Genomic DNA, 15,518 nt, shown 5'->3' on the forward strand with positions numbered 1-15,518 from the left:
CGAGGCTGGTTTTTTTGATGCAATTTTTGCGCTTAAATTTGATTGTTTACATCATCATGCTTGGTTTCTCGAATCATTAAAAATGCGATTAAAGACAAGATGGATGCTGCACTTAAATAATAACCAACTGCAGCCAAGCCATAAGTGGTGGCAAGTTTGGTGGCAATGAGTGGGGCAAACGATGCGCCAAAAATACCCGCCAAGTTAAAGGTGAGTGCGGAGCCTGTATAGCGTACAGATGTTGGGAAAATTTCAGACAATACTGTACCAATGGGCCCGTAAGTAAGTCCCATAATTGCCAAGCCAATACACAGGAAAATAAATACAATCCACGTGCTGCCTGAAGCAAGCATGTCGGCAAAAAATAAGCCAAAAATTGCAGAGACGATGCACACCGCAATAGAGGTAGTTTTACGTCCAAATTTTTCGGCTAAAACGGCTGAGAGGGGAATAAAAGCAGCAAAACACAATGTGGCTAGTAGTTGAAGTTTTAAGAATTCTTCACGTGAATAACCCAGTTGTTTGGTGCCCCATTGCAAGGCAAATACCGTAGTCAGATAAAACACCACAAAGGTACAAATTGCAGCGATTGTTCCGAGCACTAACATTTTAGCGTGTTTTTTAAAGACCTGAATAAATGGCACATTGACTTCTTTTTGTTTATTCAACACTTTTTGGAAGGCAGGCGTTTCATGCAGTTTTAAGCGAATCCATAAACCGACAATCACCAATAAGGCACTCGAAATAAACGGGATGCGCCAGCCCCATGTCATAAAGTCTTGCTCAGACATCAGCGCACCTAAAATAAGGAATGAACCTGTGGCAAGAATAAAACCAATCGGAGCGCCCAATTGTGGGAACATGCCATACCAAGCACGTTTACCTTCAGGGGCATTTTCTGTGGCTAACAGTACTGCTCCCGACCATTCACCGCCCAAGCCTAAACCTTGCCCTAAGCGACACAACGCCAACAGTAATGGCGCGATAATCCCAATTTGTGCATACGTCGGCAGTAAGCCAATACAGACTGTAGAAATTCCCATGGTCAATAATGCCGCGACCAAAGTGGCTTTGCGTCCAATCCGATCTCCTAAATGTCCAAATAAAGCTGCGCCAATTGGACGGGCGATAAAGGCAATTGCAAAGGTGGCGAGAGATTGAATGGTTGCCGTCATTGGGTCAGTACTGGTCGGAAAGAACAGATACGGGAAAATAATGACTGCCGCAGTGGCGTAGATATAAAAGTCAAAAAACTCGATGGTGGTACCGACCAAGCTTGCAGTCAGTACTCGAAATTTAGAATTTTGAGTCGGCTGTTCAGCGGCAGCAGTAGATGAAGATGCCATACAGGACCTTATGTAAAGTGAATTTTAAATGAAAGTGCAATTTGGCACAGACCGCACTGGCAGAAAAATAGTAGATACTTCTTGTAGTTATACTTTTTTGAACAAGAAGTCGGTTACAAAACTGCATCCATGAACACCATTCAAATCTGATCGTTTTATCTGTAAGACATGAGCGATATTCAGCGTTAAATCACATACAGATAAATTGCCAGAAAGTGTGCGCCTGCACCAATTAGGACAAATACATGCCAAATTGCGTGGGTATATCTTACGCGTTTTAAGGCATAAAACAATGCACCCACGGTGTAGGCAATGCCGCCAATTAGCAAAAAGGTCAGGGCTTGGCTGCTTAAATAGGCTTGCATATCGTCCATGACCAGAACGGCTAACCAACCCATCACCAAGTAGGCAATTAAAGAAATTTTATGAAAACGGTTGATAAATACCAGTTTAAATAGGGTGCCAATCAGGGCAATAATCCACAGGGCAATTAACAAATATTGTGCTTTTTGAGTAGGAATCGCGATGGATAAAAATGGGGTATAAGTCCCTGCAATTAAATAATAAATTGCGGTGTGATCTAACTTTTTATAAAAATAACGACGGTCTGCTGCGGTTGCCATGTGATACAGCATTGAAGCAGAAAAAAGCAGTACCATGCTTATTGCATAGGCCCACAAACCTAGCCATTGTCCCGTACTTAAATACGCACCTTTAATGATTAAAAGAATACCTGCAATAAATGCCAAAGCCGCACCAACACCATGGCTCAGATAGTTAATCCGTTCTTCTTGCAGGTCATAATCAGGCACTAAAGGGGCATTTAATTTCATGGCGAATCTGCTTTAATTTCTTTAATTATACAACTGTATCGTAATTCAATTTTGCTTTTAGGGTAATAACAATTAAACTTGAATTGTAATTTTTTCAGGTTTTTATTATGTCGACTTTGGCTTCTCCCTCTGTGCAGGAACAACAATTCTTAGAGGCTTTTCAGCAAGCCATTGATACACAAAAGCTTGATCGTGTGGTGCTGAGTCAATATAAAGGCGAACTGGAACAATTAGAAAAAATCACCTTACGGGTGATTCAGCTAAATCAAGACACCGTTTTAACTTGTTTGTATCGCCATAAAACGCAGGATATCACCAAAAACTATCCTTTGGCAGAAGCACAGATACAATTGAGTCACTTATTGGCAGATTGTAAACAGGCCAATTTATTCACGACAGATCAGGAAATTCAGCTAAAAAAGAACAAAAAGAAAGCCATGCTTAGCATCAGTAAAACAGCACCGACTATAGCGAAACCGAAAGAACCACAAGGACATGACCGAGAAAAGCAGCGTTATGTCGATCAATCCAGCCCATTTTTACAACACTTGGGGATTAGCGATGCCAAAGCGCAAATTATTCCGAGCATGGCGCGGAAATGGAAACAGATTAATAAATTTATTGAAATTTTTTCGGGTGCCTTGGCGCAAATCAAAATTTCGGAAAATACCTTGCGCGTGGTGGATTTTGGTTCAGGCAAAGGCTATTTAACTTTTGCGCTCTATGACTATTTGCAAAAGCAGCAATTTATTCCCTTTGTGACTGGGGTGGAACTAAACCCGAAAATGGTTGAGTTTTGTCAGTCGGTGGCGAGTGCTTCAGACTTTCAGCAGCTAGATTTTTTTCAGGGCGATGTGCGCACCTATCAGCCAGAACATTTAGATGTGATGATTGCATTGCATTGCATTGCATGCCTGTGATGTCGCCACCGATTTTGCAATTCATACGGGTATTCGCCTGAATGCACAAATGATTATGTGCGCGCCGTGTTGCCATAAAGAGTTACGTCCGCAATTACAAAGCCCAAGCGTATTGCAACCGATGCTGCAATTTGGCATTCATGCAGGGCAACAGGCGGAAATGCTGACCGATACCATCCGCGCTTTATTGCTCAAAGCCTATGGTTATGACACCAAAGTTTTTGAGTTTGTCGCTTTAGAACACACCAGTAAAAACAAAATGATTTTGGCAACCAAACGTCAAAATTGGAGTGAACCTGATCAAGCAGTTTTGGCACAAATTCGTGATTTAAAAACCATGTACGGTATTCAAAAACATTCTTTGGAGTTGTTGTTGAACGATCAGTGGGATCAACAGGGCATTGGTTCTAAGTGCTAAGCAAGATGGAACAGGATATAAAGATGCAAGATTATGAAATTCAATCGGGCACTTGGACACAATTTGCTGCAGAGGCCAAATCTATTCGTGAGCAAGTCTTTATTCAGGAACAGCGAATTGCGCCTGAAGATGAGTGGGATGCACAAGATGCAGTTGCCTTGCATTTTGTGGTCTATGCAACTGGACAGGCGATTGCAACAGCACGTTTACTGGAAAATCACAGTATTGGACGGGTCGCAGTGTTGAAATCACAGCGCGGTTTAGGTGTGGGACGTGTTTTAATGCAGCATATTATTCAGGTGGCAAAGCAGCAGCAACGTCCGTGGGTCAAGTTGTCTGCGCAGGAACACGCGATTCCGTTTTATCAAAGTTTGAGTTTTCAGGTTGAGGGTGAGTCGTATTTAGATTGTGGTATTTCGCATGTAGATATGCGATTGATATTTTAAACGAATTGTCGATAGTCCTGATTTTAATCGTGCAAAATAAAAATCGCCATGATGGAATGTGATCATGGCGATTTCTTTTTATAAACTGTATGAACAGAGCCGCTAGCGCATATTAATGTCCATGTGCGGGTGCTGGCTCATGGTTTTCAGGCATATTGGCATGTTCTGTTTCAGTCATACCGTGTGCATCTGCAGTTTCAGCAGCCAAAGCTTCACGTGCTTCACGATCTGCTTGTGCTTTTGCCAATGCTTCTTGTGACATAGCTGGCGCATTTTTAAAGGCGTGTTGCTGAGTATTCTGCTTTTGTTGCTGGCTAGGCATGTAGTCAGGTTCATTCGTGACCGCTAACCAGAAAATAAACATGAAAATTCCACCCAAAATACAGAAAATAAAGAGTGCTTTCCAACCCCAAGGTGATTTTTCAGGAGTAAGGCGTTCGGTCATGTGCATCTACCCAATTTGAATCTAAATCTTAAAATTATGTAACTTTATAACATAAAATGCATGAAAAACGGATTAAATTCTATTTATGCAGGGATATTCATTGTAATTTTGAGCAAATAAAAAGAGGGATGATATATCCCTCCCAGATTGCTTTAAATTTAAAGTTTAGCTTTAAATGCTTTTAGCACCTGCAGCAACACGATCTTGCAAGATTTTAGGTGGGGTAAAACGCTCGCCATATTCAGCAGTAAGTTGCTGTGCTCGTGCCAAAGCCTGTGTTAAACCATATTGATTCAAAAATTGTAAAGCACCACCTGTCCATGCAGGGAAGCCAATGCCAAAAATTGAACCAACATTGGCATCAATGACAGATTCTAAAACACCTTCTTCTAAGCAACGTAAGCTGTCCAGTGCTTGCACAAATAAAAAGCGATCTATCATCTCTTGTTCAGCGATTTCGGTATTTTTATACCAATGACTTAACCCCGACCAAAGCTGTTTTTTACCCTGTTCAGGGTAGTCATAAAAGCCTGCACCTGCAGCTTTGCCTTTACGCGAGAATTGATGAATCATGGTTTGAATGACTTCATCTGCACTCGACAGTGGTCGGTCTTTTCCTTCGGCTTGCAACGCCTTACGTGCTTCCTGTGCCACGTGTTCAGATAAGGTTAAAGATACTTCATCCTGAATAGCAAGTGGGCCAACAGGCATACCTGCTTTTAAAGCAGCCATTTCAATTTTGGCAGGATGTACGCCTTCTGCCAGTAAGCGCAAGCCTTCCTGCACAAAAGTGCCAAACACCCGACTGGTAAAAAAGCCGCGGCTGTCATTGACCACAATCGGTGTTTTACCAATGTGTTGCACAAAATCATAGGCCTTTGTCAAAGTATCGGCAGAGGTGTTTTTTCCTTTAATGATTTCTACCAACGGCATTTTATCGACAGGACTAAAGAAATGCAGTCCAATAAAGCGCTGTTGATCTTGCGCAGCTTGGGCAAGCCCGCTTATTGGCAAAGTTGAGGTATTGGATGCCATCACACCTTGTTCTGCCAGAAAAACTTCGGCTTCTTGTGTGACTTGCGCCTTGAGTTGAGGATTTTCAAATACCGCCTCAATAATCAAATCACAGCCTTGTAAATCGGCAGCCTGTGCCGTTGGATGAATCTTGGCTAAGACTTGTGCTGCTCGCTCTGCACTTATACGACCTTGCGATACTTGTTTATCGAGTAGTTTTTGACTGTAAGATTTGCCTTTTTCAGCTTGTTCGATGGATACATCTTTAAGAACAACCGCAATGCCTTTGCTTGCTGTGGCATAAGCAATGCCTGCGCCCATCATGCCTGCACCTAAAATGCCGACTTTTTGAGTTTGATGCGGTGCAATGCCTTGCGGACGGCCACTGCCCGATTTAATCGCATTCAGCCCATGCCAAAAGGTGCCAATCATATTTTTAGAAATTTGACCTGTTGCGAGCTGGGTAAAATAGCGAGATTCAATGCGTAAGGCTGTATCGACATCAACCTGCGCACCTTCTACTGCTGCACTCAAAATTGCTTCAGGCGCAGGGTAACAGCCTTTGGTTTTGTCGCGTAGCATGGCAGGAGCAATGGAAAGCATTTGCGCGACAGCAGGTGTAGATGGTGTTCCCCCAGGGATTTTATAGTCTTTGACATCAAATACTTGTTGTGATTGAGGATGTGCAAGAATCCAGTCTTGGGCTTTGCTGAGTAATTCTGTTTCATTTTCAGCAAGATCATGGATTAAACCTAAACTTTGTGCTTTTTCCACACTCAGCTGTTTGCCTTCCATCAACAGCGGCAGGGCAGTTTGTAAACCCAATAAACGTACCATCCGCACAATACCACCGCCACCAGGCAATAAACCTAAAGTCACTTCGGGTAAACCAAACTTGGTTTTTGCATCACGAATTGCAATACGATGATGACAGCACAGAGCAAGTTCCCATCCGCCGCCGAGTGCCGTGCCATTTAAGGCAGCTACCACAGGAATACCACGGGTTTCAATATAACGCAGCTGTGCTTTTAGGTTTTCAATCATCTGAAAAAATGAGCTGGCATGCTCAGGCTGTACTTGAATCAACTCATCTAAGTCACCGCCTGCAAAAAAGGTTTTTTTTGCAGAGGTAAAAATGATTCCCGCCACCTGTTCGTCTGCCTGTAACTTTTGCACCACTTGCGCTAATGCATCTCTAAAATCGGCATTCATGGTATTGGCAGATTGATTTGGTGAGTCAAAGGTTAGAGTGACAATATTATCGGCATTTTTTTGATAGTGAATGGCGCTCATTTTTATACTCCTTATACTCGCTCAATAATGGTGGCAATTCCCATCCCACCACCTACACATAATGTAGCCATGCCGCGTTTTTTATCTTGTCGTTCTAGCTCGTCCAGTAAGGTGCCTAAAATCATGGCACCTGTAGCGCCAAGTGGATGACCCAAGGCAATAGCACCACCATTCACATTGACTTTGGCGGGATCAACCTGAAGTTCTGTAATAAAACGCAGAACCACGGCTGCAAAGGCTTCATTGACTTCAAACAGATCAATATCTTCAATGTTCAGTCCTGCTTTGGCTAAGGCTTTGCGTGCTGCAGGCGCGGGTCCTGTGAGCATAATGGCAGGGTCTGTGCCAACCAGTGCGGTAGCAAGCACTTTGGCGCGTGGTTTTAAGTTGTGTTGTTGTACCGCTTGTTCCGATGCAATCAAGACCAATGCCGCGCCATCAACAATACCTGATGAATTGCCTGCATGATGCACATGATTGACTTGTCCTGCTTCAGGATATTTTTGCAGGGCAATCGCATCAAAACCCATTTGTCCCATATTGGCAAAACTCGGCTTGAGCTGTGCCAAGCTTTCAGCCGTGGTCTGTGGTTTGATAAATTCATCTTGTGCCAAAATCACCACACCTGCCTGATCTTTGACAGGTACAATCGAGCGCTCGAAATGTCCCTGTGCTTGTGCTGCTGCGGCTTTGTGCTGTGATGCTGCTGCAAATTGATCGACTTCTGTACGGCTATAGCCATCGAGTGTGGCAATTAAGTCAGCGCCAATACCTTGTGGAATAAAATCACAAGCCATATTGGTTTCAGGGTCGAATGCCCAAGCACCACCATCGGAACCCATTGCCACGCGTGACATAGATTCCACACCACCTGCAACGATTAAATCTTCCCAACCCGAACGAACTTTTTGCGCTGCGAGGTTCACGGCTTCTAAACCTGAGGCACAAAAGCGGTTGATTTGTACCCCAGCAACATCATTGTCCCAACCTGCGGCAATCGCTGCGGTTTTGGCAATATCTGCACCCTGATCGCCAATTGGTGTGACACAACCCAAAACAATATCGTCTACTTGTGAGGTGTCTAGGTTGTGTCGTTGTTGCAATTCATTCAATAAGGTTGTGAGTAGGCGAATGGGTTTAACTTCGTGTAATGCGCCATCTTTTTTTCCTTTGCCGCGCGGAGTGCGAATAGCATCAATGATGTAGGCCTCGCTCATAATCAATCCCTTGTCGATAGTTTTCTTTATGATTGCTTTTGAGTGTAATCTGAAAATTTTGAAGTGCAATGACGAGAACGGTACAGGTCAGTGAGGTTTTTTGCTAATTGGGATGACGCAGTAATTTGGCAGAAAGATTGAAACTATAATAGAGCGATAAAAAAAGCCCTTGCGGTGTGCAAGGGCAATCGATTGGAATTACGAGTTATTGTGAATTGTCGATTCTAAATTAATGATAACCGTGCAACTGACGGTATAAACCAGGTGTGACGCCAGTCCACTTTTTGAAAGCACGGTGGAAAGTACTGGTTTCGCTAAAGCCAACTTGTTGTGCCACATCTTCAAGGGTAAGTTCAGGATTCAGCAATAGGTGAATCGCGGCATCACGGCGTAATGCATCTTTTACCCCTTGATAGCTTTTACCTTCTGCAGCCAAACGACGACGCAAGGTTTGTGGCGATAGGTACAGCATGGATGCAACATCGTTCAAGGTTGGCATTTCTTCGCCAATTTGGCTCTTTAACACGTCACGAATACGCGAAGTTAAAGAATTGGTGTTTTTGAATTTCACCAACAATTGCGCAGGCGCGGTTTTTAAGAATTCGTCTAAGGTTTCTTGGGTTTGACGAATTGGTAAATCCAAGTAGTCGGCAGCAAAGGTAATTTCGGTGCGTGGCATGTCAAATTGCATGACAGGCGCAAAGAACAGCGCATCGTATTCATCTGCATGTGCAGGACGTGGATAGCCAAAATGTACGCGCTCCAAAGGCAGGCGACGTTCAATCAGCCAAGATGCCAAGCCGTGCCAAATCATCAACATACTTTCAGTAATAAAGTGATCAGGATCCATAGCTTGTGGAATAGATGGTACCAAACGTGCTTCGTGTTTATCACGTTCTAAGGTAACCGACCAATCATCACCAAACAGTTTGTAGAATTGCGAAGAGAGTTCTAAGGCATCGCCCAGTGTTTTGGCGTGAATTACCAATTGGCACATGATCGCGAATGTACCCAAACGACGTGGCTGAGAATCAAAACCCACGTGTTCGTCTTGGGTCACCATCCACAACATTTTAATAAAGCGGGTATATTGTTCAGGTGAAATACGTGCTTTCGGTTGGCGCAGAAGTTCTGCCTCAATACCGACATGAGATAATAAGGTTTCGACATCCATGCCGAGTCGCTTAACACCCGTGAGCGCTGCATTTACAAAATGGATACTAATGGTATCTCTGCTCATGTTAAATCCTTCAGTCTCTTTTGTATTCACGTAAGCTTGACCTAAATGACGCTAAAAAATTGAAATTGGCAATTTACAATACCAATTTTACTTATTTTACATAATAAATTGCCGAAATGATCAAGGTAAATGGCTGAACATGACATTGTGTTACAGTTTTGCTGTTTATAAGATGAACGGAAAATCAGTAAAAATCGAGTAATCACAACAATGACACATGCACTGAGCGGTTTAAAAGTTTTAGATTTTTCCACCTTATTGCCCGGCCCTTTTGCCAGTTTGTATTTGGCGGATATGGGTGCAGAGGTGATTCATATTGAATCGGCAACCCGTCCTGACTTAATTCGTTTATTTCCGCCCTATGCCAATGGACAAGCGACTTCGCACAGTTATTTGAATCGGAATAAACAGTCAATTACTTTGGATTTAAAATCCCCCGAAAGTATTCAGCTTATTCACGATAAAATTGCCGAATTCGATATTGTATTGGAACAGTTTAGACCAGGCGTGATGCAGCGTTTAGGGCTGGACTATGCCAGCTTGGCAAAAATTAATCCGCGACTGATCTATTGTTCCATCACAGGTTATGGACAAACAGGCGATTATCAACAAAGGGCAGGACATGACATCAACTATTTAGCCTTGTCTGGCATTGCGGGGCATAGTGGACGGCAAGCGGGTGGGCCGCCACCGCTCGGGATTCAAGTGGCCGATGTAGCAGGTGGATCATTGCATGCTTTGGTGGCGATTTTAAGTGCAGTGATAGAACGTCAGCGCAGTGGTTTAGGGCAGTATATTGATATTTCGATGACCGATTGCGCTGCGACTTTAAACAATATGGCCGCTTCAGCAGTTTTGGCGGCACAGGTTCCTCAATATGCTGAGCAATCTTACTTAAATGGTGGCACCTATTATGACTATTATGAAACAGCAGATGGCCGTTATCTTTCAGTCGGTAGTTTAGAGCCGCAGTTTATGCAGGGTTTGGCACAGATTTTAAACTTACCGATACTTTTGGAAAAAGGGGCATCTTTAGATCCGCAAGAGCGCTTGCAAGTCAAACACGCTATTCAAGATAAAATTAAAACACAAAGTTTTGCCACATGGCAGCAGGTATTCGCGCAATATGATGTCTGCGTTGAACCTGTATTCACTTTAGATGAAGCCTTACATTCACCTTTGGCACAGCAACGCGGTTGGACAGTAGAAGTTCCTATTCAGCAGAATGCCGAAAAAACTGAAACTCAGTTGGCGTGTCCAATTAAATTTTCACGTTCTCAAATGCGTTACGATTATATAGGGCAGGCTTTGGGTGCAGGGCAGTGGTCATCTCAGACTAAAAATCAGGATGAAGATGAAGCCAAGTCATAACCATAGGTATTAAATAAAAGTTCGAATAGATGCTTTAGCAGAAAAAGTGCTAAAGCATGCACTATTTCGTGATAGCTCTATAAAAAGCCTGTTAATTTTGGCAAAGGCTTACAGGCTGTGATGTTGCGATGGCTTATCAATAAAACCGCTAAGAAATATGTAAAAAACACATTTTGTTGATAGATTGAATCTCGCTATGCTGTCAGCCGTGATAATAGAAATGACTAGCTGTACGCCATGTATTTATATACTGATTTCGATCAGCAACTGATTAATGAACGTGTTGCACAGTTCCGCGACCAAACGGAACGTTATTTAGCAGGCAAATTGACTGAGGATGAATATCGTCCATTGCGTCTGCAAAATGGTTTGTATGTACAACGCTATGCGCCAATGTTGCGTATTGCGGTGCCTTACGGTCTGATGAACTCTAAGCAATTGCGTAAAGTTGCGCAGCTTGCCAAAGACTATGACCGTGGCTATGCGCACGTATCAACACGTCAAAATATTCAGTTTAACTGGCCTGCACTGGAAAATGTGCCTGACATGTTGGCAGAGCTTGCAACCGTACAAATGCACGCAATTCAGACTTCGGGTAACTGTATTCGTAATACCACTACAGATCAATATGCAGGTGTCGTGGCGGGCGAAATTGCTGACCCACGTCCAACCTGTGAATTAATTCGTCAGTGGTCAACTTTCCACCCTGAATTTGCCTTCTTGCCACGTAAATTCAAAATTGCGGTGTCTGCACTGGAAGAAATTGACCGTGCTGCGACTGCATTTCATGACATTGGTGTCTATATTGTCAAAAATGAAGCAGGCGAAATTGGCTATAAAATTAAAGTCGGTGGTGGCTTAGGTCGTACTCCAATTATCGGTAGCTTTATTCGTGAGTTCTTGCCACGTGAAGACTTGATTGCTTATTTAGAAGCTATTTTACGTGTTTATAACTTGCATGGTCGTCGCGACAATAAATATAAAGCACGTATCAAAATTTTGGTAAAAGCTTTAACCCCTGCAGTATTTGCAGAAAAAGTTGAAGCTGAATTTGCACATACGGTGAAAACCTTAAAAATTGATGCAGAAACTTTGCAAAAAATGGATGAAAACTTCACGCCATTTGCTTATCAAAACTATGCCGATGAAGATTTTAGCGAGCTGTTTGCACAGTATCCAAAATTCAAGCAATGGTTCAACATCAACACCAATGCGCACAAAGTACAAGGCTATCGTATTGTCACCATTTCATTGAAACGTGCAGGTGTTGCACCAGGTGACATGACGACAGAAGAAATGAATCTGATTGCAGATTTAGCCGATCAATATACCTTTGGTGAATTGCGCACCACGCATGAGCAAAATATTGCTTTGGTAGATGTGCCACAAAAAGACCTGTTTGCATTGTGGCAAGTGCTCGATGCCAATAACTTGGCGCGCGCGCATATTGGCTTTATTACCGATATTATTTGCTGTCCGGGTGGTGATTTCTGTTCACTTGCCAATGCCAAATCTATTCCAATTTCAGAAGCCATTTCACGCCGTTTTGATGATTTGGATACCATTTATAATCTTGGCAAACTGGATTTAAATATTTCAGGTTGTATGAACGCTTGTGGTCATCACCACGTTGGTAATATCGGGATTTTAGGTGTCGATAAAAAAGGCGCGGAATTCTACCAAATCACTTTGGGCGGGCATGCAGACCATGATGCGTCAATCGGTGATATTTTAGGGCCATCTTTTGCTGCTGAAGTGATTCCTGATGTGGTGGAAGAAATTTTAAATACCTACTTAGATTTGCGTAGTGAAGGTGAAGACTTCATCGACACTTATCGCCGTGTCGGCATTCAACCATTTAAGGAGCGCGCTTATGCTTAATACTGCACTACCTGTGCTCGCAAAAGATGGCACGATTGCAGACAATACTTATCAAGTGATTGCTGAAGATGCAGCATTACCGCAAGGTGATGTGGTGCTCAGCGTTGAACAGCTTGATCAGTTGGCACAAATTTCAGGTAAAAAAGCCCTATATTTAACGGTAGATGCTTCGCCTGAAAACCATGAATTTCCATTGGCAGAACTGGATGCAATTTTTATTGAATTTTCAGGTTTTAACGATGGCCGTGGTTATTCTTTTGCGGCATTGTTACGCCGTCAAGGCTTTCAGGGTGAACTTCGCGCAGTCGGTGATGTCTTTAAAGACGTCTTAAATTATATGAAACGTGCAGGTTTCGATACTTTCGTGATTAAAGAAGGTAAAGATGTGCAAGAAGCTGCAGCAGGTTTGGCGGACTTTACCCATCCTTATCAAGCTTCTACCGCAGTGCCAAAACCAAATTATCAAACAGGTGCGTAATATATTGATGATGGATTTCATCGAAATGTAGATAGATTTTATCGAAATATCGCGGTTCACACATTTACAAACAGCCTGCCATGTGCAGGCTTTTTGTTTGCCTTAAAATGATCAAACGGCTTGTTTTATCGCACTTCTTAATGATTTAATTTACCGCAAAGTGCTGTAGTATAAGCACGCTGATGTAGCATCGCAGTCTTATGTAGGCGTTATTTTTACATTATCAAAAATCAATCAAGACGATAATTTGATGTGATTATCCTCTGATTTATTTTTCAATTTTTTCATGATGAAGTGATTTGTCTTTATGCAAAATTCTATCCGTATTGGTATTGCTGGTTATGGCAACTTAGGTCGTGGTGTTGAAACGGCGATTCATAAAAACCCAGATTTACAATTGGTGGGTATTTTTACCCGTCGTGCGCCTGAAAGCGTTTCACCATGTTTTGCTGAAACAGCAGTGTTTCACATGGATTCATTGTCAGATTTTCAAGACAAAATTGATGTGCTGATTTTATGTGGTGGTTCAAAAGACGACTTGCCACAACAAGGTCCAGTACTGGCGAGCCAATTTAATATTGTCGATAGTTTCGATACGCATGCACGTATTCCTGAATATTATGCATCTGTAGATGCACCTGCGACAGCGAACAAGAAAACTGCACTCATCTCAATTGGTTGGGATCCAGGCATGTTCTCGATTAATCGTTTATTTGGTGAAGCGTTGTTACCTGATGGTGAAACCTATACTTTTTGGGGTAAAGGTTTAAGTCAGGGTCACTCAGATGCCATTCGTCGTGTTGATGGTGTAAAAGCAGGTGTGCAATATACCATTCCATCGAATGATGCCATTGAACAAGTGCGTAGCGGTGCGCGTCCTGTATTAAGCACCAAAGATAAACATACTCGTGAATGTTATGTCGTACTTGCAGAAGGTGCCGATGCTGCTGCGGTAGAGCAAGCGATTGTGACCATGCCAGATTATTTCGCTGACTACAACACAACCGTAAATTTCATTGATGAAGCGACTTTAGCCAAAGATCACCAACGCATGCCACATGGCGGTTTTGTCATTCGCAGTGGCAATACCAGCGATGAACAAAAACAAGTGCTTGAGTTCTCATTGAAGTTAGACAGCAATCCTGAGTTTACCGCGAGTATTTTGGTGGCTTACGCACGTGCTTGTTATCGTTTAAACCAAATGCAGCAATATGGTGCAAAAACTGCTTACGATGTTGCGCCAGGCTTATTGTCAATGAAATCGCCTGAACAGTTGCGTGCAGAATTGCTCTAAGACTTTTTCAAGCCGTAAGCAAAAAGACGAATCATTGATTCGTCTTTTTGCTTTTTGAATAAAGAGGGGTAAGGGAATGACTGTATCCCATCTGCCCTAATTCCGTTTTACAAATAGGGCTTCAAGGCATTAAAGCAATTCAATCGCAACTGCAGTTGCTTCACCACCACCAATACAGAGAGCAGCAACGCCACGTTTGCCACCTGTGCGTTTAAGCGCATGAATTAAAGTCAGGATAATACGTGAACCTGTAGAACCCACAGGATGCCCAAGTGCACATGCACCACCGTTGATATTCACTTTTTCAGGATCAAGCTTGAACTCATCCATTGGGCACATGGTGACCATGGCAAAAGCTTCATTAATTTCCCATAAATCTACATCTGCAACTTGCCAACCCGCTTTATCCAATACTTTTTGAATCGCAGCAACAGGGGCGATGGTGAACTCAGATGGGTGTTGTGAATTGGTGGCATAAGCCACAATTTTTGCTAATGGTTGTAAACCTTTATTTGCTGCATTTTCTGCAGACGTTAGGACTAAGGCTGAAGCACCATCTGAAATTGAGCTGGCATTGGCTGCGGTAATCGTGCCATCTTTGGCAAAAGCTGGACGAAGGGTTGGGATTTTTTCAATATTGGCATTAAACGGTTGTTCGTCTTTATCGACAACCACGTCACCTTTACGTGTTGAAACATGTACAGGCACAATTTCATCGACAAAATAGCCTTCATTTACGGCAGTTTGCGCGCGTTTGAGAGAGCGAATCGCAAAATCATCCATTTGTTCACGGGTATAGCCTTTGCTATTGGCCATATCTTGTGCGAATGAGCCCATTAAACGCCCTGTTTCTGCATCTTCTAAGCCATCTAAGAACATGTGATCTTTCACATCACCGTGTCCCATGCGGTAACCTGCACGTGCTTTAGTCAGAATATAAGGTGCATTGCTCATCGACTCCATGCCACCTGCAACAATGATGGAAGCAGAACCTGCTTTAATTGCATCGGTAGCTTGCATGACAGCTTTCATGCCCGAACCACACAGTTTATTGATGGTCACTGCACCTGTTGAATCTGGTAAACCTGCTTGACGCATAGCTTGACGTGCAGGACCTTGTTTTAAGCCAGCAGGTAAAACACAGCCCATAATGACTTCTTCGATATCTGTGGGTTGCAGACCTGCACGTTGAATAGCGGCTTGAATACTTGCTGCACCCAGTTCAGGTGCGCTTAGTCTGGCTAAACTACCCTGAAAACCACCCATAGCAGTACGAGCGCCATTCACAATCACGATATCCATCATTTTATTCTCCCAATTTA

At 43.0% G+C, this 15,518-nt stretch carries 12 protein-coding genes and 1 pseudogene; 6 read left to right on the forward strand and 7 right to left on the reverse strand.

Features of this window, described 5'->3' with window-relative positions; all coding sequences use genetic code 11:
* Positions 1 to 32: 32 nt before the first annotated feature.
* Both FTU58_RS11685 and FTU58_RS11690 read right to left on the reverse strand, forming a co-directional pair.
* Entirely contained in the window at positions 33 to 1,346 is a 1,314-nt protein-coding gene (locus tag FTU58_RS11685) for an MFS transporter (protein ID WP_096901571.1), read from the reverse strand.
* Positions 1,347 to 1,531: 185 nt separating this feature from the next.
* Positions 1,532 to 2,179: a hemolysin III family protein gene (locus tag FTU58_RS11690; RefSeq protein ID WP_004972459.1), complete on the reverse strand. Its 648-nt coding sequence runs from the start codon at positions 2,177 to 2,179 to the stop codon at positions 1,532 to 1,534.
* A 107-nt stretch (positions 2,180 to 2,286) separates the two neighbouring features.
* Here FTU58_RS11690 and FTU58_RS11695 point away from each other — a divergent pair.
* Together FTU58_RS11695 and FTU58_RS11700 are read left to right on the forward strand one after the other, a co-directional pair.
* Positions 2,287 to 3,517, forward strand: a pseudogene (locus tag FTU58_RS11695) (SAM-dependent methyltransferase).
* A 23-nt stretch (positions 3,518 to 3,540) separates the two neighbouring features.
* Positions 3,541 to 3,963 (forward strand): GNAT family N-acetyltransferase, encoded by a 423-nt coding sequence (locus tag FTU58_RS11700; protein ID WP_180062462.1) that lies wholly within the window; start codon positions 3,541 to 3,543, stop codon positions 3,961 to 3,963.
* 112 nt (positions 3,964 to 4,075) lie between these two features.
* On the opposite strand, the gene FTU58_RS11705 is transcribed toward FTU58_RS11700, so the two are convergent.
* From FTU58_RS11705 to FTU58_RS11720, 4 genes are all read right to left on the reverse strand, one after another.
* Positions 4,076 to 4,408 carry a hypothetical protein gene (locus FTU58_RS11705; protein WP_004972453.1) on the reverse strand — a complete coding sequence of 111 codons (333 nt, stop codon included), beginning with the start codon at positions 4,406 to 4,408 and terminating at the stop codon, positions 4,076 to 4,078.
* Positions 4,409 to 4,579: 171 nt separating this feature from the next.
* Entirely contained in the window at positions 4,580 to 6,715 is a 2,136-nt protein-coding gene (locus FTU58_RS11710; protein WP_180062463.1) for a 3-hydroxyacyl-CoA dehydrogenase NAD-binding domain-containing protein, read from the reverse strand.
* Between the two features lie 11 nt (positions 6,716 to 6,726).
* Positions 6,727 to 7,932, reverse strand: coding sequence for an acetyl-CoA C-acetyltransferase (locus tag FTU58_RS11715; RefSeq protein ID WP_096901568.1), 1,206 nt, complete (start codon positions 7,930 to 7,932; stop codon positions 6,727 to 6,729).
* Positions 7,933 to 8,161: 229 nt separating this feature from the next.
* Entirely contained in the window at positions 8,162 to 9,172 is a 1,011-nt protein-coding gene (locus FTU58_RS11720; RefSeq protein ID WP_004972448.1) for an AraC family transcriptional regulator, read from the reverse strand.
* 210 nt (positions 9,173 to 9,382) lie between these two features.
* Here FTU58_RS11720 and FTU58_RS11725 point away from each other — a divergent pair, with 210 nt between their 5' ends.
* The 4 genes from FTU58_RS11725 to FTU58_RS11740 all read left to right on the forward strand — a co-directional run bounded on the left by FTU58_RS11725 (position 9,383) and on the right by FTU58_RS11740 (position 14,196).
* Positions 9,383 to 10,543, forward strand: a complete 1,161-nt coding sequence (locus FTU58_RS11725) for a CaiB/BaiF CoA-transferase family protein (RefSeq protein ID WP_178319464.1) — start codon at positions 9,383 to 9,385, stop codon at positions 10,541 to 10,543.
* A gap of 237 nt (positions 10,544 to 10,780) precedes the next feature.
* A complete protein-coding gene (locus FTU58_RS11730; RefSeq protein ID WP_004972445.1) occupies positions 10,781 to 12,424 on the forward strand; it encodes a nitrite/sulfite reductase in 1,644 nt (547 codons plus the stop codon).
* Positions 12,417 to 12,902, forward strand: a complete 486-nt coding sequence (locus FTU58_RS11735; protein WP_004972443.1) for a DUF934 domain-containing protein — start codon at positions 12,417 to 12,419, stop codon at positions 12,900 to 12,902. Before FTU58_RS11730 ends, FTU58_RS11735 begins: the two co-directional genes overlap by 8 nt.
* A gap of 307 nt (positions 12,903 to 13,209) precedes the next feature.
* Positions 13,210 to 14,196 (forward strand): diaminopimelate dehydrogenase, encoded by a 987-nt coding sequence (locus FTU58_RS11740; protein WP_004972441.1) that lies wholly within the window; start codon positions 13,210 to 13,212, stop codon positions 14,194 to 14,196.
* Between the two features lie 129 nt (positions 14,197 to 14,325).
* Here the strand turns inward: FTU58_RS11740 and FTU58_RS11745 are convergent, their stop codons facing one another.
* On the reverse strand, positions 14,326 to 15,501 hold the full coding sequence (locus tag FTU58_RS11745; protein WP_180062464.1) for an acetyl-CoA C-acyltransferase: 1,176 nt from the start codon (positions 15,499 to 15,501) through the stop codon (positions 14,326 to 14,328).
* Positions 15,502 to 15,518: the final 17 nt, after the last annotated feature.

Source organism: Acinetobacter sp. YH12120, assembly GCF_013418795.1.
Lineage (GTDB): Bacteria > Pseudomonadota > Gammaproteobacteria > Pseudomonadales > Moraxellaceae > Acinetobacter > Acinetobacter towneri.